Below are 24,143 nucleotides of genomic sequence, written 5' to 3'. Positions count from 1 at the left end.
ATGGCCTGGCGGAAGTCGTCCCGCTGCGAGTCGCACACCTGCGTCGAGGTCGGGATCGCCCCCAAGGAGCGCCGCGTGCTCGTCTACGCCTCGGAAGAGGAATGGGACCCGTTCCCGCCCATGCTCGAATTCGACTTCCTCGCCTGGGCGGCGTTCCTCGACCTGGTCCGGAGGAGAGCGTTCCTTCTTGACCTTGTCCGGAGTGGCACCGCATGACCACCGCCGTCGCCCCGGGCCGGACCCGCGTCCTCGACGAAGCCGTGCACACCGGACTCACCTGCGCCGCCGACTGCGGCTGGCCGCTCCACCCCGCGGCGGCGGCCGGCGGATTCTCCACTCACCCCGGCTGCGACCTGCCGGACGACATCCCGCAGGCGGACGGCTGGCGGTGCATCCGCGAGAGCTGCCCCGGCGCCGGGCCGGCCGCAGGAGACCACGACGCGATCCTGCGCATCCGGCAGCACGAACGCACCCAGCACCCGACACCGAGACGAGGACGACGACGATGACCGAACCCGACCTGCAGCTGCGCATCATCCGCGCGCTCCGCTGGGTGCGCCAGCACGGCTGGACGAAGCGCTACCCGCGCACCGGCCGAGACGGACTCCACACCTGGCAGTCCGCCCGCGGCGAATGGCCAGCCCACCGAATCCAGATGAACGGCGACACGCTCACCGTCCAGGAATGCGACGGGGAATGGACCGGGTGGATGACCCGCCTCGTCGTGCGTCTCCGCCAGCCGGGCGAAGCGCTCGACGCACTCGCCACGATCGGGCTCCTGCCCGACGTCCACAGCGCGTCGTGGGGGAGCGGCTACCGGGCGGGCGTTGCCGCCGGGGCCGCGATCGACCCGCCCAAAACCTGGAGCGAACAGATCCGCGACCACGCACAGCCGCAGGCCGCGAGTGGTAGATGACGCGACAACCTGATACAAGGTTGAGGTCCGAGACGAGACGGAGGTGAAGGTCATGCGGAACGACAACGCCATGGGGCCACCGCCCACCGACCCGAAGAAATGCGGCCACCACCGGCACAAGAACAACCGCGGCGGCTGGTGCGGCCAATGGGTCACCCCCGGCACCACCGGCTGCCTCCGGCACGCCGGCGTCGCCCCGGCCGAGCACGCCGCGAAAGGCCAGATTCGTCTCCAGCTCAACGAATGGACCCTCGACGGGCACGACGGGGCCAGCATCGACCCGCGCGTCGAAATCCTGCGCCTGATCGCGTTCTGGAAGTGGCGCTGCAACCTGTACGGCTCCCTGATCGGGCAGGCGTACGAGGCCGCCGAGCGCCTCCAGCGCGCGCACGCCGCGGAGCAGATCGTCCTCATCGACGAGCAGATCGAGGTCGACGAGCAGGGCCGGCGGCAGCACGAACACCCCGAGCTCCAGACCGCGCGCGCCGACCTGAACCGGGTCTTCGCCCAGGGCGGTGTGACCGCGCTCGTCGGCCACAAGTACGACGCGGACCGCGGCCTGGTCTACGCCGTCGACGAGGGTGTGCGGGCGCTGACGGAGCTGGAGCGGAAGGCGCACGAGATGGTCGGCAAGTTCTGCGCGCTGGCGGTCTCGGCGAACGTCGCTCAAGCCAAGATCGACCTGGCGAAGCAGGTCGGTGTCCTCATCCAGGTCGTCATCGTCGGAGTCCTCAGCGAGCTCGGCGTCCAGACGGCGGAGGAGCGGGTGTGGGAGTCGATCGTTCGTCACATCGACCTGGCGACGGCCGAGCCGACGATGAAGGGGATCGCCGCATGACCGACACCGACGACGTGATCGAGGCGATGGAGCGCGCCATGGACGCCGCGGACCCGGAGTGGGTGGCCGCGGTCCGCGCCGAGGTTAACGCCGGGCTGCCGTGGTGGCACCGATACAACGAGGACGCGGTTGCGGACATGCTCGGCGCCCTGCAGATCGTGGTGGCGATGGGGGAGCCGTACGACGCGGACAGCCCGTGGCTGCTCGCGGCCCTGGTGCGGCTATCTGGCCGGCGGCCGACCGCGCGCACGGTGCGGCTGGCCCATCGGACCGTGAGAGCGGTCGCCGCGATACAGGACTGGGGCTCCCGGCCCAGATAAGCCGAACGGCCCGAGCGCGTCCGAAGTCGCCCGAGCCGTTCCCGCAGCTAGAACCGCTCCCCAGCAGCCCCGTTGCATCGCGTCTCGCACCGTAGCCGATCACGGGAGCACCACGATGACGCGCAACGTTGAAACGCCCGATATCGTCCGAACGCCTGACCTCCCGTGCCCGTGCTGCGGACACCGCCGCCCACACGAAGGCGCGGCTTGCCCCGTCTGCCGGGTCCGCATGTCCGACTGGCTGACCGCCATGCCCGGCCAGATCGCCCGGCTCGCCCTCTGCCTCCTGCCCGGGTCGACGCCGCAGGGGGAGCGCGTCACCACCTCCCGGACCGGCAGCCCAACCCCGGCCCGGCTCGACGTCCTGTCACTCCTCGGGCCCGGCGCGGCGACCGTCATCCGTGACCACCGGGCCCTGCAGCCGCTCGTCCGCAAGACGGCCGTACTCTCCACCGTCACCGTCGCCGGGACCGTGCGGCTCGCCGGAGGCGGGACCATGGCCACCGCCCGCGAGCAGCAGATCGTCACCTGGACCCAGGAGCCCGTCACCGGCCCCGACGGACGGCAGCTCTACGCCCTCCCGGACGACCAGGTCGGCTCCATCCCGCCGGTCGAGTGGCTGCGCGCGACCGTCGCAGCGTGGCGGCGCGAGGCGGGCCTGTCCGTCCCCGGCCGCGAACCGACCGGGATCGCCGCCGACCAGGACGACGCCGAGCCGCGCATGTCCGTCGGCTGGATGCTGCTCGGGCCCGGCCCCGGCCAGCACGCCGACACCGCCGCAGGTGAGTGGGGTGCCCGGTTCGGGGCCGTCCGGACCGTCGCCGCCGCCGACCGGGACGTGCGCTGGCTGCTCCGCTGGCTCGACGAAGCCTGCGACCGGAACCTCGGCGGCATCCCCCGCCTGCACGCCGAGCTGCGCGCCCTGCACTCCGAACTCGAGCGCGCCCTGGGCGAGACCCGCGATGAAACGTATCTGGGCCGGTGCCCGACGCTGCTCACCGACCGCGACAGCGGCGCCGAGCAGCCGTGCGGTTTCTCGCTGTGGCAGGACCCGCACACGACCATGGTCGACTGCGGGCGCTGCCGCTCGTCATGGGCGCAGGGGCGCGGCTGGCTCGACCTCGCCGTCCAGATCCAACGCCACTGGCCGGTCGACAAGCGGCGCCGGTACTCGACCGAGGATGCCGAGCGCGCGCAGGCCTCGCCGTGGGCGCCGGCGTGCAGCGACTGTGGCGGCAGGCTCCCGGTCGGCTGGCACGACGTCACCGAACCGCGCGACTCGAAGCGCATGTTCCGGCCCGAGATCGGCCGCTGCATCGCCGTCCACGAGCAGGTGGCGGCGTGACCCGCGCGCCCTGGGCCCCACCGCCGACCCGCCGTGAACTGTGGGCCCGGATCGGCCGGCACCTGCTCGTCGGCGCCGCCGCCGTAGCCGAACTCCTCACCCCGCCGCCGCCCGTCCACCGGATCTCCGGCCGTCACGCCGAACGCGGAGCCGTCTACGGGCGGCCTCTACGCGGGTGGAAGCGGCTCGCCCGTCTCCGGCTCGCGGCCGCGGTCGGGCTCGTCCTGCTCGTCACGTACGCGCTGTGCGGCGCGTGCACCGTCATCCTCTGAGGAGCCCGCATGAACAACCTGGCACTGATGTACACCCTGCCGCGCGAGACGGCCGCCCAACTCACCTCGCACGCCCTGTCCTCGCTGTGGTCGGCCACCGAAGACCCCGAGGTCGGCGGCTGCTGCCCGATCTGCTGCGCCCCGTGCGCAGCCCTCAAGCGGCTCCTGGAGGAGCGGGTCCTCGACGACCTCGCCCGCAACACCGAGCGCGGCTCGCACTTCTGGGACCCGATGCACGACCAGGTCGACCGCGGCTGGCTCGAACGCGCCTGGGCCGTCGACCTCGGCTGCCACGAGCGCGACGAGCCGCCGGCCAGTACGCAGCCGCCCGCCGCCGCGTGCTGCGACATGCGTAACCGCAACTGCGAAGCGCCCGCTGACCTGTGCTGCCACGCCTGCACCGAGGCCAGCCACTGGGAACTCCTGCCACCCCACGGCGGAACCCAGTGCATCACCCAGCACGTGACCTCGGTCCGCCGCGTCGAGACCGTCGAGATCAAGAACGAGCACGGCCGGACCGTCGGCCGAGAGCAGCGCAGCTACGGGGGCAGCCCGGCCCCGATCCGGGTGGCGACGATGCTGCCCGCCAAAACCGAGGTGGTCATGGTCTACACCGACCGGCCCGACCCTGACCTTGCCCGCGCCGTCCGCGACGCCGTCGCACGCCACCAAGGAGAGATCGCATGACCACGATTACCGGTACGACCAACACCGGCCAGCCCGCCACCGTCACGATCACCTACCCGCCGGCGGCCATGCTCGTCGGCATCACCTGCGACCCCAAGGACTACGGCACCCGCCTCGCCCGCTGGCCCGCCGCCCGCATGACCCGGATCTTCGGCGGCCCCGGCAAGGGCATCCCGCCCCGCACCGTCCTCGACGACAGGCAGCGCCCCCACGACGACCAGCGCATCAACGAGGTCCAGCAGCTCTGCCCAGGTGTGATCCCACACGTCAGCTTCAAGGACTGGGGAGACGACGACACCGCCCGGAAGATGCTCCGCGCCTGGCTACCGCCTGCGAACATGGCGCCGCGCCGCGACGGGCTCCCGCACTACCTGATCTCCCACATGCACGAGCCCGGGCCGAAGGACGCGGACCCGCGCGAGTACCGGCGGCGCCAGTTCGTCCTCGCGAACATGCTGGCCGAGTTCGGCCAGGGCGGCATCGTCGAGCTGGTCCACATCGACGCGAACATCTGGGTCGAGGACAAGGGCGGCCGGGACCTTTCGATTTACCTGCCGGGCGTGGGCGCCCCGGCCGTTGACACGTACGCGCGCTCGTGGAAGCCGTACCCGACTGTTGCCGAGTTGCTGTGGGCGCCGCTCACCCTCGCTGAGGTGACCGGGACCGCCCCGTTCCTGCCGGAGTTCGGCATCGCCAAGCGGCCGGACGACCCGACCGGCGGCCGGCGCGCAGAGCTGATGGTGGCGTGCGTGGCCAGGCTGCGCGCCGAGGGCTGCCGGGGCGTCTCGTGGTGGGACGACCTCGGCACGGCACCGAAGAACGGCGGGCCCGCGCCGGACTTCCGGCTGGACGACGAGCCGTCTCGCCGGGCGTGGGCGGACGCGATGGCGGGGCGGATCTGATGGACCTGGGCCACCTCCGCATCAAGCCGCCGCAGCCGTCGCCTCCGCTCGACGTGGACGCGCTGCTCGCGGAGATGAACGCCATCTACGACGCCATCCACCCGCGCCGGACGGTCATCTGCCACCCCGACCAGGCCGACATGGTCAGCGCCGCGGTTGAGCAGTCTGGGGCGCAGCGGGTGACGGTCAAGCCGTCGTCGATCATGCCGGAGGGCCAGGCGTACGTGATTGACGAGGATGCGGCCGAGGCTGCGCTGCAGGAGGCGCTGCGGCGGCCGATCCGGCTGTACTGACCTTGTGGACCGGGAGTGAGCATCGCTTACTCCCGGTCCACTGCGTACCCACGCCGAGTGAAAGTCAGGCCCAATCCCGCAGTAGAACGCCACCCGCGCGCCCCGCGTCTGCGCACAATGCCCGACGTGACACCGCCCGGGAGCCTGACCAGCACCACACCGCGACCAGCGCACCCGCGCCCGGTCCAACAGGCCACGCACGCGAGCACCGGGCCGACCAACGGAGCCGCATGCGCGTACGCATCGCCGTCACCCTCCTCACCGCAACCGCCGTCGGGATGCCGGCGCTGCTCGCCCCGGACCAGGCCGCCACGGCGGCCGCGCAGGACCAGCACCGGACCCGCATACCGGCGGCCGTCGAGCTGAGTCCTGCTCCTAACTTGGGAGCAACTGGCAGCAAATTAGGAGCAGGACTCCCCGTCCAGCGGGAGGCGCTGACCGCGCGTGCCGAGCTGGCCGCCATGTCGGAGGCCGTCGAGCGGCAGGAGCGCGCCGTCCGGGCCAGCCGGGGGAGCAGCGAGCGCCGGGCCGAGAAGCGCGCCGAGTCCACGCCGGCCAAGGGCAAGAACGCGCCGAAGAAGCGGGGACGTCCCGCCTCGTCCAAGCCGCGCCGCCCGCGCTCGTCGCATCCCGCCGTTGACTTCGCGCTCGCCCAGGTCGGGAAGCCGTACATCGAGAACGGCGTCGGGCCGGGCGGGTACGACTGCTCCGGGCTGACCATGGCCGCCTGGGCACAGGCCGGCGTGCGGCTCCCGCACTACACCGGGGCACAAGCCCAACGCGGGCGAGGCGTGTCCAGGTCGCAGGCCGAGCCGGGCGCGATCGTCGTCCTCCCCGGACACGTCGGCCTGTACCTCGGCGACGGGCTCATGGTCCACGCCCCGTATCCGGGCGCGCGCGTCGAGGTGTCACCGATCTGGGGGAGCCCACGCTTCCGGCAGGTCGGATAGCGCGAGGGCAGCGCGACGGCGGATACCGTGGGCGGCATGAACGGCGACAGCGACCGGCAGGTCATCCAGTGCAACTACATGCGCCCCACGCCGACCGCCGCCGTCGGAGCCCGCGCCTACGTCACCCTCGTCAACCCCGGCAACGGCCACGACCGAATCACCGTCCGCGTCTTCTCGCGCGGCAAACGGTGGGTGGAGAAGTGGGAGGACATCTGCAGGCTCGGCAACTTCCGGCTCAAGACCATCCCGCCGGAGCACCCGATGTACGGCGACGCGTTCGCCCCACCGAACTACCTCGACCAGCTGGTCCGCGCTGCGACGGAGGCGGCGGCATGACCGCCGAGCTGGTGGCGTTTCTGCGCACGCAGCTCGACGAGGACGAGCGGGTCGCGTCCGCCGCCGCCGATCACAGCACAACCGAATGGGCGGCCTGCGACGAGGGCGACGTCAACATGGTCGGCACTGGCGGCAACGGCTTTCTTGCGACCGGGCCCTGGGGCGGCAGCCTGCGCAAGTCCGGCGTGCACATGGCCCGCTGGGACCCGACACGCGTCCTGGCCGAGATCGACGCCAAGCGGCGAATCCTCGACCTCGGGCCCGGCTACGGCGGATACAACGACGCGTGGTCGGACGCCGTTCACGCGCTCGCCCAGCCATACGCCGGCCGCGAAGGATGGCGCGAGGAGTGGAAGGCATGACCGCCCGTACCCCGGTCCTCGTCCGCGAGTTCGTCGGCGACACCATCCACGCCGACCGCGACACCCTCGCCCACATGCTCGGCGTCGCCGCGAACACCATCCGCAAATACTGCCGGCCCGTCCGCTACGACCCCGCCACCCGGCGCGCGCTCTACGACGGGCACGCGGTCCAGGACGAGATGGACCGCCGCGGCGTCGAAGCCCGGCACGACATGCAGGGCAAGCCGAAACCACGCCGGCCGTTCTGGGCCGGGCGCAGACCGCACCGCCGGACGACGCCTGCTTGACTGGGGGCTATATCAGCTGTTCACTCCGAGGCTAAGAAGTGGTGACCGTGTGGTCCCGCTCGCGCCCGTGAAGACGACCGGGCAACCCTGACTCTCACCGCGGCAGATCGGGCCGTGGCGAGTGGCGTGTCCTGTGGGGGATCGCGCGTCCGGCCGTGCCGCTCTACTCCCCGCGGTACGGCCGGACACCCACCTGCGAGGTGAGCGTGTCCGGGCTCCTCGACGTGCGCGCCGCGATGCGCGAGGCGGCGCGGCTGATGAAGCCGCGGACCCGGCGCTGGGCGTCGCCGCTGGACATGGCTCAGGCGCTCGACCCGACGATCGTGCGCACGCCTGCCCTGGAACTGATCAACGCGTCGCTGGTCGACGTGGCCGAGGGCCGCGAGGACCGGCTCATCATCTCGATGCCGCCACAGGAGGCGAAGTCGAGCACGGTGTCGTACCGGTTCCCGACGTGGCTGATGGCCGACGTTGATCAAGACCTCCGGACGATCATCATCAGTTACTCCGACGAGATCGCCAGGCGTTGGGGCGCGGACATCAAGCGGGACTTCGAGACCTTCAACGGCGACGAGGGCACGGTGGACCTCGGTGTGCGGCTGCGCGCGGATTCGCGTGCTGCGGGGCGCTGGCAGATCGAGGGACGTAAGGGCGGGGTGTTCTGTGCCGGCGTGGCTGGCAGTGTGACCGGACGGCCCGCAGAATTGATTCTTATCGATGATCCGATTAAGGATCTTGAGCAGGCGCAATCCGCCGTCTACCGCGAACGCTTCCAACGGATCCCACCCATCTGATCCAGCCGACCCGCCTCGGGGCTCGGCCACTTCACCATGCCCGGAGGTAGCCATGGCGCGCGTTGCCGTACCCGTCACCGTGATCACCAAGGCGGGCGTAGCGCCTGCCACCGAGGTCAACGGCGATCCCGTGAATGCGCATTCCGTCGCCAACAGTGGATCGACGTTCATCGTCGCACGCAACAACGGCGTGACACCCCGGACCATGACGATCAACCTCAAGGGTTCGGTCGACGGCCAGCCCATCACGGCCCGAAGCGTGTCCGTGCCGGCATCCGGGACCCGCTACGTCGGACCGTTCGACACGACCCGCTACGGCGCTTCGCTGGAGGTCGGCGTCGACCACGCGGACGTGAAGCTCCAGGCCTTCCGGACCGCCTGACCGCGAAGCACCTCTTCGTCCTTTCTTGCCCGGCGCGGCCGTCGGGTCCATCACCATGCTCAAGGAGTGACCCATGGTCGACGTCAGCCTGATCAGGGCCTACACGGATGGCCTTGTGGCCACCTCCGTCGAGGGCGGCAGCTTCACGCTCCCGACCAACGCGTCGTCGCCGCTACCGTCGGGCGCGAACCCGGTGGGCGCGATCTCGGAGGACGGCATCTCCGAGGCGACTTCTCAGGACCGAACCGATGTATTTGTGTGGCAGAAGAACGCGCTGGCCCGCCGCATCCCCGGCCAGGCATCGAAAGTCTTCACTTTTGCTGCTGCTGAGACGAACCTGACCACCCTGGGCATTCAGTACTCCGGGTCGGTCATCACGCAGACGTCCGAGGGCGTGTCGGTCGCCGAGCGCCCGCCGGGCACCGACGTGCGGCCGTGGGTCCTGCACGGCATCGACGGTAACCGCGCGCTGCGGCTCGTGGTGCCGAGCGGTGAGGTTACGAACAGGGGTGACGTCCTGTGGTCGGCCGGCGGTATCACCGTGTATGAGTGGGAGCTGTCCGCATACATGGACGTCAATGGCTTCTGGGTCTACCGCTACTACCTCGACGACGACCTCGCGCTCTAACCCCAGACCGGCGCTGGCGGCCACCGTGCGGGTTGGCCGCCAGCGTCTCGAACCATCCGACCCGCACATCCCGCAAGGAGAACCCGCACATGGCACGACTCCGCTTTCTGTACCTGCCGCGCGGTGAGTCCGACGACGGCTCGCCGTTCGCGCTCGTCCTCGACCGCTGCGCCCCGGCCGTGTTCGCCGGCAGCGACTGGGACAAGTTCGCCCGCGGCTGCGGCGCCCGGGCGCTGATCGCCACCGAGCACGAGGTCGACGTTGACCCGGACCCCGAGGTCGACGTCCCCGAGGATGCGATGGCCGAGATCGTGGCGATGATTCGCCGCGAGGTCCAGGCTGCTGTGAACGAGGCGGCGGGTGTGCGGCCCGAGGTCGTCGAGAAGCTCGACGCGATGGGTCTGCTGCCGAAGCCGGAGAAGCGGCCGCGGTCTGTGTGGGGCGCTGGCGAGGGCCCGGATCCGCGCGAGGAGATCCCGGGCTGGACGCCGCCGGCCGCGGACCCGATCGGCGCCGCGGTGGACGAGGCGGTCGGCCGTGGCTGAGCGCGTGAAGTTCAACCTGACGGCCAGGTACGCCGAGATCAAAAAGGAGCCGTTCGAGTTCGTCTGGCCCGGCGGCGACGGCAAGGACCGCGACTGGACGCTGCCGTACATCCAGGACATCGACCTGCGGGTGCTGGAGGCGTGCGAGGCGGAGGACGTCACCGCGCTCCGGCAGGCGTTCGAGATCGCATTCGAGCTGGCCGGTCAGGACGAGGCGTGGGCCGAGGCGCCGAAGCCTACGTCTGCGATCAAGGAGTTGTTCCACGCCTGGCAGGAATGGGACGGCGTGCAGCCGGGGGAATCGGAGGCCTCCTCCGACTCCTCGACGAGCACGGGGAGGCCATCGAAGCAGACCTCGCGCGGTTCTACCAAGTCCGGCTCTCGGCAGCGCTCTTCAGCGAGGGCCGGGACCGCCGCAGCTCCCGGGAGCTGATCGTTCTGATCCGCGGGCTGCCGCGCGAGTCGGCCCTACACCGGAAGCTGCTCGGCGAGCGCGCGGAGTGGGGCCTGGCGGAGATCCTGCTGCGGAACATCCTGCACGCGGTGAACGCGGGGAACTGGCAGCGCGGCGGCGGCAAGGGCCGCAGGCCGAAGCCGATCGAAATCCCAGACGGGAAGCCGAAGAAGTCGGCGGCGCAGCGCGGTGAAGACCTCGCGCGCCGGATGCGGAATCTGGGCCTGATCCCTGCAGCGTGAGACGGGATCGGGGTGAATCCCCGTGACCGCTCCGATTTCCGTGGGGCAAGTCAGCGTCGAGGTCGTCGCGGACACCCGGAAGCTCGCGAAGTCCCTGAAGCGCGAGATCGAGGGTGCGTTCAAGGGCGTCGATTTCAAGTCGGTCCTGCAGAAGGCGATCAACGGCGAGAAGCTGACGGTCACCGTCACGCCGGTGCTCGACACGAGCAGGCTCAAGGAGCAGCTCGGCAAGGCCCGGATGAAGGTGCCGGCCGAACCGTCCGGCGGCCAGCCTGCCCCGCGGGCGCCTCGGGCGCCGAGGTCTTCGGAGCCGAAGCCGGAGAAGCTGCCGAAGGTTCCGAAGCCGGAACCGGTCACGGTCCCGGTCGTCGTCGACCCGGTCTTCGACGCGTTTCGGCGTGAGCTGGGCGTGCAGGTGGCCGGGCTGGCGAAGACCGTGAACGCGAAGGTGCCGGTCAACGCGGACACGGCCGGTTTCCGGCAGGAGCTCGGGGCCGAGCTGGGCGCGATTCAGCAGCAGTTGAAGGCGAAGATCCCGGTCGACCCTGAGGGCCGCCGGGAGTTCGAGTTGAAGCTGCGGGCGCTGGTCGCGGCAGCGTCGGCGCGGGTGAAGGCGAAGGTCGAGGTCGACCCGCCAAAGACGAGCGCGATCTCGGCTGCTCTCTCGCAGCTGGCTGGGGTGGCGTCGGATGTGGTTGGCAGCGTCGGCGGGGTGGCCAGGTCGCTGGGCGCTGTCGGGTCGGCTGCTGGTGTGGCGGCGATCGCGGCCGGGATCGTCGCCGGGATCGGTTTCGCGGCTAGCGCCGCGGTGCCGCTGGTCTACACGCTCGCGGGCGTGCTGGCGTCGCTGCCGGGCCTGATTGCCGGTATCGGCGCGGGTTTCGCAACGCTGAAGCTCGGCTTCTCGGGCATCGGCGACGCGTTCAAAAAGAAGGTCGGCGGCGGCGGTTCGGGTGGCGGTGGTGGCGAGTCCGCCGAGGACCGTGCTCGCCGTGTCGCCGCGGCTGAGCGCGGGGTGGAGGCGGCCCGTCGCGGGATCGCGGCGGCGTCGCGTGGTTTGCAGCAGGCGCAGCGCGGCCTGGCCGAGGCGAACCGTTCGTACACGGACGCGCTGGCCGCCGAGGCGCGCCTGCAGGGGATCGTCGATCGGGCGCGGAAGCAGGCGCAGGAGCGGTTCGAGGATTTGGGCCGCTCGCTACGCGGCGCGGTTCTGGACCAGAGCGACGCGGAGCGGGAGCTACGGAACGCGCAGCGGGACCTGGCGGCGGCCAAGACGACGTTCAACCCGGAGCTGATCGAGGAGGCGGAGTCCCGCTACGAGCGGGCGAAGCTCGCGGTCGAGAACGCCAAGGATGCGGTCGAGGATCTGGGCGAGGAGTCCGGGGAGGCGAACCGCAAGGGCATCGAGGGCTCCGAAGAGGTTGTTGCCGCGCTGAAGGAGCAGTCCGACGCGCGTAAGGCCGTCGAGGATGCCGCGAACGGGATCATCGACGCCCAGGACAGGCTGGCCAGCGCGAACGATGGCGTCAAGGCGTCGTATGACTCGCTGATCTCGGCGCAGGATGCGCTGGCGCAGGCGAGGGAGCGTGCCGCGTCCGCCGGTGGCGGGGGTGGCGGCGGCGGCCTGGACGACACGATCAAGCTGGCGCCTGAGGCGCAGAAGTTCGTCGATGCGATCAAGGCGTTGGGGCCGGCGTTCGAGGAGCTGCGCCTGGGTGTGCAGAACCGGTTGTTCGCCGGCCTCGGCGTGGAGATCACGAATCTGGCGAATGCGTGGCTGCCGCGGCTGGAGGAGTCTCTCGGCTCGTACGCGGACACGTTCAACGGCCTGTTCAAGAACCTCAGCCAGACGTTGCAGAAGCCACAGGTCATCGACGATCTGATCACTGGCGCGGAGACGATCCGGTCGAACTTCGAGAAGATCGGCAAGGTTGTCACCGGCCCGCTGGTGGAGGCGTTCGCGTCGCTGGCGGCGGAGGCGAAGCCGTTCCTGGACGCGGTCGGGTCGTCGATCGCGAACGGGCTGCAGAAGTTCTCCGACAAAATCAACTCGATGGCGGAGGACGGCCGCCTGGAGCAGTTCTTCCAGGACGCGACCGGCTACTTCAACGATTTGAAGGACATCGCTAAGGATGCCGGTTCGATCGTCGGCTCGTTCTTTGAGATCCTGACCGGGTCGGAGCAGAAGGACGAGGAGTCGCCCTTCAAGCAGTTCAAGGCGTTCATGGACGACTTGGCGACGTCTCTAAAGGATCCGGAGACGCAGGAGCGGATCCGCGGCTACATCGAGGACTTCAAAGAGTTTGCGAAGTCGGTCGGCGACCTGGTCGGCAAGGCCGAGTCGATCTCGAACTTCTTCAGCTCCCTTGATCCCGGCGACGACGCCACCTTCCTCGGCCAGTACGAGTTGCTCTACAACATCGGCAAGTGGATCGGCGAGATCGACTGGTCCGGGATCGGCACGACGGTCAAGGAGAGGACCAAGTCGGTCGGCGGGGCGATCGTCGAGGGTGTCGTGGAGGGCGCGAAAGCCCTCGGGTCGCTGCTGGCGTCGGCGGCGGCGAGCCTGCTGTGGTCGGGCCCGAACAGCCTGGTCGGCAAGGTCAAGTCCGGGCTCGGGATCGCCTCGCCGTCGACCGTGTTCATGCAGATCGGCAAGGACCTCATCCAGGGCCTGATCAACGGGATCGGGTCCCTGTTCGGGTCGCTGTCGTCGAAGGCCCGCGAGATCCCGGGGAAGGTCCGGGACGCGGTCGGGAACGCCGGCAGCACGCTGGTGCAGAAGGGCCGGGACTTCGTCTCCGGGCTCCAATCCGGGATCTCCGGCCTGGCCGGATCGCTGCAGTCGACCGCGTCCGGGCTGCGCACCCGCGTCGCGAACGGGCTCGGAGCAACCGGGAACCTGCTCTACAGCGCCGGGCGTGCGATCGTGTCGGGCCTGATTTCGGGTATCGGCTCGATGCTCTCCACGCTGGGCGGCTACCTCGGCGGCGTCGCCACCTTCATCAAGAACAACAAGGGTCCGATCGAGAAAGACCGCAAGCTCCTCATCCCCGAGGGCGCGGCCATCATGGACGGCCTGATCGAGGGCATCGCCTCGCGGCGTGGGCTGCTCGGCTCGGAACTGGGCGGCATCTCGGACGACATCGCGTCGTCGATTGTCGCCGACCCGCACGGCATCTACGCCCAGGCCGAGGCCGCGTTCTCGGCCGGCATGACCCTGCAGGCGCCGCCGAGCCCGGAGCTGGCGTGGGCCCGGAATGCGACGGGCGACCAGATCCTAGACGCGATCCGGGGCATGGTCGCGATCCGCTATGGCGGAGACGCGCAGGTCGCGCTCGGCGACGGACGACGGAGGTAGCCGATGGCCCGGACGCTCTACGGTGGCGCGCCCGCCGACTACGTGGCGACCGCGCAGTCGGTCGGCGGGTATCAGGTGCCGGCGATCGCACCGGGCATGATTCTGACGGCCTGGTCGGCGTTGACGGGCGGGTCGGCGCTGACGGACCTGCAGACAGCGGTCGGTGCGGCTTCTGCGGTGGTGACCGCGGATGTGAACGGGCGGGTCCTGTTCTATGGCCCTGACGGCTTCACGGCGGACATCTGGGTCCAGGATCCGAACTCGGGCGTCCGCTACCGGATTCGGGGCACGTCGGGCGGCGCGGGCGGGGCGTCGCTGCCGAACACCTTGGTGGTGTCGGCGAACGGGTCCGGGATCGTCGGCGCCTACAACTGTGACGGGACCGCGGACGACGTCGAGATCAATGCTGCGCTGGCCGCGCTCCGGGCCGGGGCGGGCGGGACGGTGTTGCTGACCGCGGGCGTCTACAACCTGGCGGCGCCGATCCTCGTCGAGGGTTTCGATGACGTGGACGTCGAGCAGGATCTGTACCTGCGCGGCGCGGGCCCGAAGAACACGACCCTGAACGTGGCTGGCGGCGTCAACTGCGGCGTCCGGCTGACGAAGTGCGTGAGGGCGCACGTCTGGGATCTGGGCTTGACGATCGGCGGTACGTCCGACGGCATCCAGGCGGTCGCGACCGCGACGCCCGCGGCCGGCCACCGGTCGGCGTGGATGTCGACGATCCATCGGATCCAGGTGCTCGGCTCGTTCGCGGGCACCGACAGCGGCTGGGCGTTGGACCTCGACAACATGTTCCGGGCCACGATCTCCGACATCGAGGTCAACGGCACCACGAACGGGATGCGGTTCTCCTCGTCGCACGCGGACTTCAACCCGGGCGACATGACCGTCAGCCGGTGCTTCGTCGACCTGTATACGGGTGCGGCGGGCGGGGCCGCGTATTCGCTGGAGAGCAATGCGGGCCAGCAGAATCAGAATTTGTTTCTTACATGCCATAGCATTGCGAACCCGGCCACAACGGGCATGATCGCATGGCGGTTCATCGGCGCGACCGCCCACATCCGGCTGGTCAACTGCAATGTGGAGCAGTTCGGGACCGCGGCCGCGATCGCCTCGGCCGCCTACGACATTGACATCGACTTCGTCCACGTCACGCTGAAGAACGGGTCCGTGCTCGCCGACCTGGACGGCTACGGCTCTCGGGTCCGCTGCGGACTCGCGTATGTGGAGCCGTCGGCGACGGTGCTGCTCATCGACGACGACAACACGTACAGCGCGAAGCCGAACGTGGCCGGGCCGATCAGCATCTACGCCGACACCGGCAGCACCGTCAATGCCGACGTCGCCGACTTCGCGGTCGTCCGCGACTGCACGTACGCCGGGCCGGGTACGGTCGCGGCCGCGCTCAAGGTCGGCCCCGGCGTGAAAATGCAGGCGCCGACGATCGCGCTCACGGACGCGGCGGCGATCGCCACCGACGCTAGCCTCGGCTCGTACTTCGCGGTGGCGGCGATGGCCGGTAACCGCACGCTCGGTGTGCCGACGAACGCCAGTGATGGTCAGGAGTGCACGTGGCGCCTGACCGCGTCGGGCGGCGCGCGCACGCCGACGCTCGCGACCGGTACGGGCGGGTTCGTGCTCGCGTCCGGTACGCCGACGGTGACGGTGTCCGCGATCGCGTCCGGGTCCACAGCGGAGATCACCGCCGTCTACCACGGGGCGAACCAGCGCTGGCGCGTCTCCCGCTACCAGATCTTCACGGCCACGTGACGGGGGTGCGCTGATGCCGCTGTTCGTCACGCCGGCCACGTCGAGGACCGGCAGCCCGTTTCCCGACGCCGAGCTGGATGCCGCCCTGGAGGTCGCGTTCGGCGCCGACCTCACGCAACTGCCGCACACGTGGTCGTGGACGGACCTGACACCGCGACTGCTCGCGGACCCGATCACGATCCAGCGCGGCCGGTCCGCGGGCGCCGCGGAGGCGCAGGCACAGTCGGGCACGGTCACCCTCGTCAACGACGACGGAAAGCTGACCCCAAAGCGGCCCGGCGCGTATCCGATCACCCGCGCGGTCCCGGCCAGGCTTCGCGTCTACCCGCACGTCGCGGACGCCGAGGACACCTTTGACCGGCCGCCGGCGGGGGACATCCGGTGGGGGACGTCGTCGTCGGGCATGCCCTGGTTCTGGGCTGCGACCGTTCCGTATACGACCAGCACGGACTTCGCCCTCAACGGCACCCAGGGCCTGCATCGGGTCCAGGCGGCGGGCGGGTATCGGATTTCGCACCTGCAGGTGCTGGCTCCCGAGGTCGAGCTGTTCGGGACGGTGACGCTGTCCGGTCTGCCGGACAACGGGGCGGTGCATGCGGGTTTCGCGTCGCGGATTTCGGCGACGTATGTGGACTACTACCAGATGCGGGCGCGGATCATCTCGTCGACGGGGCAGGTGATCGCGCAGATTATCCGCCGGGTCGGGAACGTGGACGCGGTGCTGGCGGAGGTGCTGACCGGGATCATCTATACGGTCGGGATGCCGTTGCACATGCGTGGCCGGTGTGGTGATGGTGAGCTCGGTCTGCGGTTGTGGACGGGTACGGATCCGGAGCCGTCGGGGTGGATGGTCGCGGCGACGGATACGGCGATCACCGCGGTGGGTGTGGGGCACGGGGTCCGGTCGGGGATCACGGACACGTCGACGACGTTCCCGGCGATTGCCTGGGACAACGTGTCGATCATCCCGTACTCGACCAGGCTCGCCGGGTTCGCTGACGACTGGCAGCCCGGCTTTCTGCCGTCCACGGGCGGGTACACGTGGTCGACGGTCAAGGTGCGGATCTCCGGGATCTCCCGCAGGTTGCAGCGGGGCCAGCGGGCGGCGTATTCGCCGATCCGGGCGGCGGCCGAGCGGTATCGGGCGTCCGGTCAGCCGTTGATCGGCTATTGGCCCTTGGAGGACGGGCAGGACGCGACCCGCGGTGCGAGCGCGGTCGACGAGAGTTTTCCGATGCAGCGCGGCAGTCTCAAGGTCGGCTGGGCGGGGTATACGCCTCCGCCGCCGGTGCCGTCGACGCGCCGGTGGGGGACTGCCCCGATCGCGGACATGTCGTCGGGTGGGCGGCTGACGGGCACGGTCCGGCGGGGTACGTCGTCGCCGGTGGAGTGGGCGGTCCGTGCGTTGGCCGCGGTGTTCGCCCCGGGGTTCGGGGCTGATATTCCGCTGTACGAGATCCGGTTCGTGACGGGCTCGTGGGCGCGGTGGCTGGTCACGGCCCGCTCCGACGGCAACCTGATCTTGGAGTATTTCACGGCCGACGGGACGAAGACCGGCGAGATCCTGACGTTCGGCACGTCCGGCCTGGCCCAGTACCAGGTCGACGCGGTCCAGTCCGGCGGCAACGTCAACGTCAGGCTGTGGCTGGGCGACTCGTCGACCGCCGGTTTTGTGCCGTCGACGATCGTGGGCACGCTGGGCCGGATCGGGCAGGTCACGGTCAACCCCGCCGGGGTCGTCAACAACGCCGCGAGCAACGACCTCGGCAAGCAGTGGGGTGCCGGGCACGTCCAGGTGTGGGACACCAAGGACATCCCGATCGGATCGGACTCGACGACGGACCCGCTGACCGGCCTGAAAGCCACCGTGTGGCAGGCGTGGGCGGGTGAGCCCGCGCACCGCCGGATTCTGCGCCTGTGCGCGGAGGCCGGGGTGCCGGTGGCGATCACCGCGGTGACGGACGCCGGCGTGGGGACGCCGATGGGCGCGCAGGCGGACGCCGCACTGATGGACCTGCTCAAGGATGCGGCCGAGACCGACGGCGGGATCAGGTACGAGAAGGCTTTCGCGCTCGCCTATCTGCCGCGCGGTGCCCGCTACAACCTGACCCCGGCGATGGTCATCGACTTGGCCACGTACCGGGTGGAGGGCGGCCAGCAGGCGGATGTGCTCCGGCCGGTCTGGGACGACGAGGGTGTGGTCAACGAGGCGACGGTGACGCGCCCGTCCGGGTCTGAGGGCCGGTACGAGGACAAGGCGCACATCGACGCGAACGGCCGCTACACGAACAGCCGGCAGGCGAACGTGGCCACGGACTCCCAGGCCGTTCTGCACGCGTCGTGGGACGTCCGGCTGGGCACGATCGACGAGGTCCGCTACCCCGATCTGCCGATCGACCTGTCGTCGAACCCTGGCCTGATCTCGGCGTGGCTGGCCGCGGACATCGGCTGCCGCATCGACCGGATCAACGCCCCGTCCGTGGCTACGCCGGGGATCATCTCGCAGGTCTTGGACGGCTATTCGGAGACCCTGGCGCCGCGGTCGTGGCAGGTGAAGGCCAACTGCAGCACCTACTCCCCGTGGGATGTGGCTGTTCTCGACTCCGACATCCGCCTGGCCACGGACGGGTCGCAGTTGGCGTCGGGGATGACGTCGTCGGGGATGTCCGCCCGCGTCTCCAATGTGGGCGCGTACTGGACGACGGACCCGGCCGACTATCCGATGCAGTTGCGGATCGGTGACGAGCTCGTCACGGCGACGTCGGCGGCGCTGCCGGTCTCCGGCGTGCAGACGATCTCGCTGGTCGCGCGCGGGGTCGACGGGACCGCTGCGGTCGCGCACTTCGCTCTGGAGCCGGTTGACGTGGCCGACCCCGCCTACCTGCCGCTCTGACCTTCCCGTCCATCCCGGCTTCGATAGGAGGCTGGCGATGGCGACGTTTCTCGCCGGCATGAAGTTGACCCCGGCCCGCCTGAATCTGATGGCGGACCGGCCGGTGACCAGGTTGATCCTGGGCGCTGACCAGTCCCATCCGACGTCCGGGTCAGGGTTCCCGGTCGTTTTCGGCGGCACGTCGGTGGAGGTGTACGACACCCACGACTTTCATTCGACGACCGTCAACCCGTCCAGGGTGACGCCGTCGGTGCCTGGCACGTATCTGTGCCAGGGGACGGTGTGGTGGGCGTCGAATGCGACGGGGGAACGGCGGGCGATCATCGCCCGGAACGGGACGTTGATGGCGCCGTCGGAGCGGATCGCGAACCTGACGGCGACGCCGATGTCCGTGTCGGTGCAGCGGCTGATCGAGTGCAACGGCACGACGGACTTCGTGGAGCTGTTCGGCTGGCAGACGTCCGGCGGCGCGCTGAACATGCTCGGGACCGGCAGCGAGACGTCCACGATCACGTGCGTTTTCGAGGTGTCCCTCTACCGCTCGCTGATCAACTGAGAGGGGTGGTCATGCCCGAGCAGCCTTACGAAGCGGCCTGCATGGGTGGGCCGCTGCACGGCCAGATCCAGCTGTCGCGGTTCCCTGCCGGGTTCGTCCTCGTCGACAAGCCCCGGCACATGGCCTGGGTCTACCGGTGGGACGGGTCGGTGTGGCGGGTCGACCCGGGCGGGCATGCCGGCGACAACCGCTGGTACTCCGAGGTCGGCGCCCTGCACGCGGCGCTTGGTGACGAGTACGACGTGATCGCGGCCGCAGGGGAGGGCTGATGGCGGCACGGAACCCGAACCCGCTGCGGATCACCGAGCCGGTGTGGCAGCTGTGGATCGGCATGGACGGACTGGAACCGACCGCGGTCCTCGGCGGGATCGTCGCGGAGAAGCCCGGCTACCACTCGTGGCCGTCCCGTCTCGACGAGGACGACTATTCGCTGCAGCTGGCGGACGACCTGGCCGGGCCGAAGGACAAGGCGGCGGCGTTCGACTTCACGATGTCGGCGGCGGCGATGCGGCTCTACACCTCCCGGCTTGACGTGGCGGCCCGCGCCCGGGACTCACGGCTGTACGTGGCGGGCCGGCCGATTCTGCGGGAGTTCATCGGGACGAAGGACAGCCGGGTCGTCTACTGCTACGTCCTGACCGGCGGGCGGGCGCTGGGTGTCGGCGCTGATGCGGGCCCGGATTCGGGCCGGGACGACAGCCATCTCTGGCATTTGCACGGGTCGATCATCCGTAGGTTCGTGACCCTCCCGGACCTCGCCGACCGGATCCTGTCGATCCTGCGCGGCGAAACCCTGGAGGCGTGGCGGGCCCGCACCATCATCACCAGCACAGGAGCGACCATGCAGTTCACCGACCGGCTCCCCGGAGCCACGTCCAACCCCGGCCGGACGGTCGGCCAGTGGGTCGTCGACGACTCGAACCTGCGTGACTTCCTGACCCAGCGGGTCGGGACTCCCGGGATCGTGAACCTGCCGCAGGGCGGCTCTCCGCTGATGCTGCTGCTGGCGATGGCCCAGGACTGGCAGGCGGAGGCGGGTCGGCAGAAGCTCCGCGACGAGGCGATCCTGACCGCGGTCCAGGGCCGGGCGGGCGCGGCGGAGGTGCTGGCCCGGATTGACCAGCGGGCGGCCGAGCAGCTGCAGGTGCTGCATGCGATGCGGGCGCAGATCGCGTCCGAGCTCGCCCCGCTCCTGGTCGCCGCGGTCGGGCAGCAGCTGGTCGGGCAGGTGGCGCCGGATGCGCTCGTCGCCGCGCAGGAGACCGCGCTGCGCCGGGTCTTGGGCGGCCTGGACGAGGCGCGGGCGTGACGTCCCGCCCTATCCAGGTGACCAGCGGCCGGCACCCGTTCGAGGCCGCGATCATGGTGGCGACGATATTCGTCGGCCTGGTCCTGGCCACGACGGGGCAGGTGCCGAAGTCGGCGGAGAAGACGATGCCGCACGAGCTGATCGTGGTGTGGATGACGATGCTCGCCGCCGCGGGCCTGGTCTCGCTGGTCGGGGCGTGGTGGCGGGGCCGGGTCGAGACGGGCCTGCGGGTGGAGATGGCCGGCGTGCTTCTCCTGGCGGGCGGCGTGACGATGTACGTGATCGCGGTGTTCACGGTCAGCGGCTGGGCGGCGCTGGTCGCGGGCGGGTTCGTGGCGGCGATCGCGGTCGGCGGGTGGGCGCGTGTTGTCCAGATCGTCCTGGACCTGCGGCGTGTGGACCGGGCACGGCGGGCGGAGTTCATACCGCTGCTGGTCGAGGACGGCGACCGGTGAACGGGACGGCGGAGTGGCTGATGCTCGCGGTCGCGGTGGTCGGCGGGCTGGGCGGGCTCGGGGCGCTGTTGAATGCGGCGTTCGGCCGGCGTAAGACTCGCGCGGACGCCGCGCAGGTGATCACGGGCACGGCGATGGAGTGGATCGGGAAGTTCGAGAAGGCGGCCGAGTCCGCGCAGGCGCAGGCCGAGGCGGCGCAGGTGCAGGCGTCGAAGGCCCGGGAGCAGATGTCGGCGGCGCAGGAGCAGATGGAGCGGGTGACGGCGGAGGCGCGGGCGCTCGCGACGGAACTGCATCAGTTACGGACGGCGATCCTGGCCCCGGACGCGACGCTCGAGCATTTGCGGCTTCTCGTCGCCCGCGGGCAGCAGCAGAACGGGCGGGCTTAGCCGGCCCGCCACGCATCGTCGCGGCCGGGCCCAAAGTACGGGGCGTCGTCGACCGGCCGGTGTGGCGGCCACATTTGCACGTCGCCGCAGCCCGCGGCCTGGCAAGCCCAGGATCGGTGTCCGTGGGCGGGGTTGCAGCCGCATCCGGTCCAGCCGAGCAACACGGTCCCCGGGCCGAGCGGGTGTCCGGTGTCGCATCGGGCTGGTGTCGGTTCGCGGTAGATGACGCCTTGCGGCCCGTCGACGACTTCGAGCGGCATCGCCGTGCAGGCGGGGCAGGTCGGAACGACCTCGTTCCAGCGCGGGGTGACGGTGCTGCCGCAGGTGTTGCACCACCACTGCCCGACCCGGACCTGATCTTTCATTCCGGCAGCGTAGCGCTGCTCTTACACCGATTGGAGGCCTGCCGTGCAGGTGCAGATCCTTTCCCTGGTGGTCGGCATCATTCTGCCGATCCTCGTCGGCGTCGTCACGTCCAAGTCGACCAGTCCGGGCGTCAAGGCGGTGCTGCTCGCGCTGCTGTCCGCGGTGTCCGGGTTCCTGACCGAGTACCTGGTCGCCTTGAACACCGCGCAGGTGTTCGGCTGGGGCACGGTCGGCCTGACGTGGCTTGGCACGTTCATGGTCGCGGTCGCGATGCACTTCGGGTTGTGGAGCCCGACGGGTGTGGCCGGGTTCGTGCAGGCGAACGTCGGCGTGACCGGCCGGGATCCCCGCCCGCGGCCGGCGCTGCTGGAGTAGTCACGCCCCGGGCTCGTTGCCCATCTTTCGTTCGCCCCGCTCTTGGCCTTCGGGCCGAGGGCGGGGCGCTTCGTCGCGCCCGGGTGCCGGCGGCCGGTACGGAATCGCGTTCGGCGAGACCGTCCACCATGCCCGTTCGTCGCGCACGTCCGGGTCAGGCATCGGCGGCCGCGGCCAGGTGATGTATCGCCGCCTCGAGGTGCGGTGCCTGACTGATGGGCAGGTGCACGGCGAGGTGTTGGGAGCTGCCGCCGGGCCCTGTCGCGGTGACGCCGGCGACCAGGTGCGGGCCGTCCATGCTGGCGCGTTGGACGATCTGGAGTGAGACCCGGCCGGTCGTGCCTTCGATGAGTTGTGGCGCGGATCGGTGTGCGGCCCGGCCGGGTGGGAAGTCCTGTTCGTGTGCGGTGCACTGCTGCGGGTCGCACCAGCTCGGTTCGTCCATGTTGCCCTCCCCAGGGTTGGCCCGGGTGTGCGGCGGGGGTGGCCGCGTGCCGGGCGGCCAGCCGTACACCCGGGCTTACCGATCATGCTGGCACGCTCGTGCGTGCCAGTCGGGGAGCGACACAACGACCATGGTTGATCGGACGAATCAGCATCCGCCGATCATCTGACGGCCGACCGGGGGTCAGGGAAGCCTCAGGTCGTCGTGAATGCCGTCCATGTGACTCGTCAATACGGCGCGGCCGATGATTCCGTCCTGGTGCTCGGCCAGGTCCGGTTGGGCAGCAGACAACGGCCCGAACACGATCTTGATCGGTAGCGTCGGAGCGTGGCCCTGCAGCGCACGCCCCTCCGCCATCTCCCAGTAGCGCTGCATGAAGAAAGCGTTCGGGCCGAGCACCGTCCAGTGCCCGTTCGCGAGACGAAGCGATCGCGGGTCGTCGAGCAGATCGACCGTGACCAGAGTTTTGTGGCTCTGATTGGTCGGGTCGAACCCGCAACTCTGCGCGATCGCTTTGAGATCGGCGCGCCGATCCGTGACGGAGCCGAAGATGATGAGCGGCTCGTCGTCGCCGCGGGGCGTGACGTACGCGCGGTAGGTCATGGGGAACACTCCCGTCCGGGAGAGATGCGGGCGCCAGCAGCCCGAGGGACGCACTCCAGGATGAGACGGTGCGAGCCCGGCCGGAGGAGTTTCCGGGCCGGGCTCGTACGTTCAGCCGATCAAGGGTCGGTAGGTTAGCGGCGGCGCTTCCATGCGAACCGGGCACCACCCCGGCGTAGGCCCCACCCGAGCAGGCCGCCGGACACGGGGACCGCCAGAGCGCCGCTGTCCGGCACTCCCATCTCGGTCAGCACAGCCTGGACCAGAGCCCACAGCAGCAGCCACGCCACAGCCCATACCACCAGCTTCGCCGACCATGGAGGCCAAGCGGCCAGCGCGCGCCGCCACCACGGCGGCGTCGCGAACACGACGGGCGCACGCTCGACTGGCGGAACCCACCGAGGCCGGCCCGCCGCATCATCACGCGCGTGGCGCTGCGCGACCGCATCCCACGGCTTTACCCGGCCCGGGTTGTCCCAGTTGCCGCTGATGTTGTACCGCGGCCGCCATCCGGCGATGACCGCCAGTTCGCGGGCGTCGAGTTCCGGCTCGTCCCACATGCCCTGCTCGACGACGAACGCCTCACCGACGATCAGATCCGACCACGGCTGGGTGTCGCGGTGCTGGCGCTCCCGGGCGGCCAGTCGCTGCCGGGTCTTGCCCGCATACCCGAACTCGGTCCCGGCGGTGATGGGCTCGCCGCGGAGCATGGCCAGCGCGCACTCGTGCGTCAGGGTGGTGATCCCGTAGACGATGCCGCGACGGACGACCGAGGAGAGCCGGTCCGGTGCTGTGGTCATGCCGCACCGGACCGGTGCTGGTCAGCGGCGTGCGGACGCCTTCGTGTCGGCGTCGTTGCGGGCTTCGAGTGCGGCCGCGATCCGGCCGGTGTTCTCGACGAGGGTGTGCAGGTAGCCGACGGCCGACCGGAGCAGGTCGGCTTGGGCGAGTGCGATCTGGTCGGCGATGGAGTCGACGTGCTGCTCGACGTTGTTGAGCCGGTCGCCGGCGCGCTGGTAGTTGCCGACGGCGTTGTCCTCGTAGCGGGGCATCCGTCCACGGTAG

34 protein-coding genes are annotated in these 24,143 nt (G+C 70.3%); 29 read left to right on the top strand and 5 right to left on the bottom strand.

Translation table 11 applies throughout. From position 1 onward, the window contains the following. The 28 genes from OP04_RS08700 (at position 1) to OP04_RS08570 (ending at position 21,289) form a co-directional block, all read left to right on the top strand. A complete protein-coding gene (locus OP04_RS08700) occupies positions 1-216 on the top strand; it encodes a DUF397 domain-containing protein (protein ID WP_232323517.1) in 216 nt (71 codons plus the stop codon). After that, on the top strand, positions 213-509 hold the full coding sequence (locus OP04_RS53105; protein ID WP_033338979.1) for a hypothetical protein: 297 nt from the start codon (positions 213-215) through the stop codon (positions 507-509). The genes OP04_RS08700 and OP04_RS53105 overlap by 4 nt, the downstream gene beginning before the upstream one ends. Beyond that, positions 506-916: a hypothetical protein gene (locus tag OP04_RS08690; protein WP_033338978.1), complete on the top strand. Its 411-nt coding sequence runs from the start codon at positions 506-508 to the stop codon at positions 914-916. Before OP04_RS53105 ends, OP04_RS08690 begins: the two co-directional genes overlap by 4 nt. Positions 917-968: 52 nt before the next feature. After that, positions 969-1,754, top strand: a complete 786-nt coding sequence (locus OP04_RS08685) for a hypothetical protein (protein WP_157239528.1) — start codon at positions 969-971, stop codon at positions 1,752-1,754. Beyond that, complete coding sequence (locus OP04_RS49365) at positions 1,751-2,074, top strand: hypothetical protein (protein ID WP_051797282.1); 324 nt, start codon at positions 1,751-1,753, stop codon at positions 2,072-2,074. The genes OP04_RS08685 and OP04_RS49365 overlap by 4 nt, the downstream gene beginning before the upstream one ends. A gap of 229 nt (positions 2,075-2,303) precedes the next feature. Beyond that, on the top strand, positions 2,304-3,419 hold the full coding sequence (locus OP04_RS08675; protein ID WP_033338975.1) for a hypothetical protein: 1,116 nt from the start codon (positions 2,304-2,306) through the stop codon (positions 3,417-3,419). Beyond that, the gene (locus tag OP04_RS08670; protein WP_033338974.1) at positions 3,416-3,691 is read left to right on the top strand and encodes a hypothetical protein; all 276 of its coding nucleotides are present in this window, start codon (positions 3,416-3,418) and stop codon (positions 3,689-3,691) included. Before OP04_RS08675 ends, OP04_RS08670 begins: the two co-directional genes overlap by 4 nt. 9 nt (positions 3,692-3,700) lie before the next feature. After that, positions 3,701-4,378 carry a hypothetical protein gene (locus OP04_RS08665; protein ID WP_033338973.1) on the top strand — a complete coding sequence of 226 codons (678 nt, stop codon included), beginning with the start codon at positions 3,701-3,703 and terminating at the stop codon, positions 4,376-4,378. Next, complete coding sequence (locus tag OP04_RS08660) at positions 4,375-5,280, top strand: hypothetical protein (protein ID WP_033338972.1); 906 nt, start codon at positions 4,375-4,377, stop codon at positions 5,278-5,280. Before OP04_RS08665 ends, OP04_RS08660 begins: the two co-directional genes overlap by 4 nt. Continuing rightward, positions 5,280-5,573 carry a hypothetical protein gene (locus tag OP04_RS08655; RefSeq protein WP_157239525.1) on the top strand — a complete coding sequence of 98 codons (294 nt, stop codon included), beginning with the start codon at positions 5,280-5,282 and terminating at the stop codon, positions 5,571-5,573. Before OP04_RS08660 ends, OP04_RS08655 begins: the two co-directional genes overlap by 1 nt. Positions 5,574-5,803: 230 nt before the next feature. Continuing rightward, the gene (locus OP04_RS08650; RefSeq protein WP_051797281.1) at positions 5,804-6,523 is read left to right on the top strand and encodes a C40 family peptidase; all 720 of its coding nucleotides are present in this window, start codon (positions 5,804-5,806) and stop codon (positions 6,521-6,523) included. 36 nt (positions 6,524-6,559) lie between these two features. Then, on the top strand, positions 6,560-6,859 hold the full coding sequence (locus tag OP04_RS08645) for a hypothetical protein (RefSeq protein ID WP_157239523.1): 300 nt from the start codon (positions 6,560-6,562) through the stop codon (positions 6,857-6,859). Then, on the top strand, positions 6,856-7,221 hold the full coding sequence (locus OP04_RS08640; RefSeq protein ID WP_033338969.1) for a DUF6221 family protein: 366 nt from the start codon (positions 6,856-6,858) through the stop codon (positions 7,219-7,221). Before OP04_RS08645 ends, OP04_RS08640 begins: the two co-directional genes overlap by 4 nt. Continuing rightward, positions 7,218-7,508 (top strand): hypothetical protein, encoded by a 291-nt coding sequence (locus tag OP04_RS08635; protein ID WP_033338968.1) that lies wholly within the window; start codon positions 7,218-7,220, stop codon positions 7,506-7,508. The genes OP04_RS08640 and OP04_RS08635 overlap by 4 nt, the downstream gene beginning before the upstream one ends. A 206-nt stretch (positions 7,509-7,714) precedes the next feature. Next, positions 7,715-8,302, top strand: coding sequence for a hypothetical protein (locus OP04_RS08630; protein ID WP_157239521.1), 588 nt, complete (start codon positions 7,715-7,717; stop codon positions 8,300-8,302). Between the two features lie 52 nt (positions 8,303-8,354). Then, positions 8,355-8,684, top strand: coding sequence for a hypothetical protein (locus tag OP04_RS08625; protein WP_033338967.1), 330 nt, complete (start codon positions 8,355-8,357; stop codon positions 8,682-8,684). A 73-nt stretch (positions 8,685-8,757) separates the two neighbouring features. Further along, positions 8,758-9,312, top strand: a complete 555-nt coding sequence (locus OP04_RS08620) for a phage tail tube protein (protein ID WP_033338966.1) — start codon at positions 8,758-8,760, stop codon at positions 9,310-9,312. 89 nt (positions 9,313-9,401) lie between these two features. Further along, entirely contained in the window at positions 9,402-9,857 is a 456-nt protein-coding gene (locus tag OP04_RS08615; RefSeq protein WP_033338965.1) for a hypothetical protein, read from the top strand. After that, entirely contained in the window at positions 9,850-10,290 is a 441-nt protein-coding gene (locus OP04_RS49360; protein ID WP_051797279.1) for a hypothetical protein, read from the top strand. Before OP04_RS08615 ends, OP04_RS49360 begins: the two co-directional genes overlap by 8 nt. 110 nt (positions 10,291-10,400) lie before the next feature. Further along, positions 10,401-10,553, top strand: a complete 153-nt coding sequence (locus OP04_RS53100) for a hypothetical protein (protein ID WP_157239519.1) — start codon at positions 10,401-10,403, stop codon at positions 10,551-10,553. 22 nt (positions 10,554-10,575) lie between these two features. Next, a complete protein-coding gene (locus OP04_RS08605; protein WP_157239517.1) occupies positions 10,576-13,914 on the top strand; it encodes a hypothetical protein in 3,339 nt (1,112 codons plus the stop codon). 3 nt (positions 13,915-13,917) lie between these two features. Continuing rightward, entirely contained in the window at positions 13,918-15,687 is a 1,770-nt protein-coding gene (locus tag OP04_RS08600) for a phosphonate C-P lyase system protein PhnG (protein WP_033338963.1), read from the top strand. A gap of 13 nt (positions 15,688-15,700) precedes the next feature. Beyond that, entirely contained in the window at positions 15,701-18,580 is a 2,880-nt protein-coding gene (locus tag OP04_RS08595; protein WP_033338962.1) for a hypothetical protein, read from the top strand. Positions 18,581-18,617: 37 nt separating this feature from the next. Next, entirely contained in the window at positions 18,618-19,136 is a 519-nt protein-coding gene (locus OP04_RS08590) for a hypothetical protein (RefSeq protein ID WP_033338961.1), read from the top strand. Positions 19,137-19,147: 11 nt separating this feature from the next. Beyond that, positions 19,148-19,405 carry a hypothetical protein gene (locus OP04_RS08585; RefSeq protein ID WP_157239515.1) on the top strand — a complete coding sequence of 86 codons (258 nt, stop codon included), beginning with the start codon at positions 19,148-19,150 and terminating at the stop codon, positions 19,403-19,405. Beyond that, a complete protein-coding gene (locus tag OP04_RS08580) occupies positions 19,405-20,445 on the top strand; it encodes a hypothetical protein (protein WP_033338959.1) in 1,041 nt (346 codons plus the stop codon). Before OP04_RS08585 ends, OP04_RS08580 begins: the two co-directional genes overlap by 1 nt. Further along, positions 20,442-20,900: a flagellar type III secretion system protein FlhB gene (locus tag OP04_RS08575; protein ID WP_157239513.1), complete on the top strand. Its 459-nt coding sequence runs from the start codon at positions 20,442-20,444 to the stop codon at positions 20,898-20,900. The genes OP04_RS08580 and OP04_RS08575 overlap by 4 nt, the downstream gene beginning before the upstream one ends. Before the next feature lie 20 nt (positions 20,901-20,920). After that, positions 20,921-21,289 carry a hypothetical protein gene (locus OP04_RS08570; protein WP_157239510.1) on the top strand — a complete coding sequence of 123 codons (369 nt, stop codon included), beginning with the start codon at positions 20,921-20,923 and terminating at the stop codon, positions 21,287-21,289. Here OP04_RS08570 and OP04_RS53095 read toward each other — a convergent pair. Next, positions 21,286-21,654, bottom strand: a complete 369-nt coding sequence (locus OP04_RS53095; protein WP_157239508.1) for a hypothetical protein — start codon at positions 21,652-21,654, stop codon at positions 21,286-21,288. The two genes, OP04_RS08570 and OP04_RS53095, sit on opposite strands and share 4 nt — an antisense overlap. Before the next feature lie 43 nt (positions 21,655-21,697). Here OP04_RS53095 and OP04_RS08565 point away from each other — a divergent pair, with 43 nt between their 5' ends. Further along, the gene (locus OP04_RS08565; protein ID WP_051797278.1) at positions 21,698-22,030 is read left to right on the top strand and encodes a hypothetical protein; all 333 of its coding nucleotides are present in this window, start codon (positions 21,698-21,700) and stop codon (positions 22,028-22,030) included. A gap of 154 nt (positions 22,031-22,184) precedes the next feature. Here the strand turns inward: OP04_RS08565 and OP04_RS08560 are convergent, their stop codons facing one another. The 4 genes from OP04_RS08560 to OP04_RS08545 form a co-directional block, all read right to left on the bottom strand. Then, entirely contained in the window at positions 22,185-22,475 is a 291-nt protein-coding gene (locus OP04_RS08560) for a hypothetical protein (RefSeq protein ID WP_157239505.1), read from the bottom strand. 183 nt (positions 22,476-22,658) lie between these two features. After that, entirely contained in the window at positions 22,659-23,078 is a 420-nt protein-coding gene (locus tag OP04_RS08555; protein ID WP_157239503.1) for a hypothetical protein, read from the bottom strand. A gap of 134 nt (positions 23,079-23,212) precedes the next feature. Next, entirely contained in the window at positions 23,213-23,878 is a 666-nt protein-coding gene (locus OP04_RS49355; RefSeq protein ID WP_051797277.1) for a hypothetical protein, read from the bottom strand. Between the two features lie 21 nt (positions 23,879-23,899). Next, positions 23,900-24,130, bottom strand: coding sequence for a hypothetical protein (locus tag OP04_RS08545; RefSeq protein ID WP_033338954.1), 231 nt, complete (start codon positions 24,128-24,130; stop codon positions 23,900-23,902). Between the last annotated feature and the right edge of the window lie 13 nt (positions 24,131-24,143).

This window comes from Catenuloplanes japonicus, from assembly GCF_000717135.1.
Taxonomy (GTDB): Bacteria; Actinomycetota; Actinomycetes; order Mycobacteriales; family Micromonosporaceae; genus Catenuloplanes; species Catenuloplanes japonicus.
Note: the sequence above shows the minus strand (reverse complement) of the source record. Positions and strands in the feature narration are given on the sequence as shown.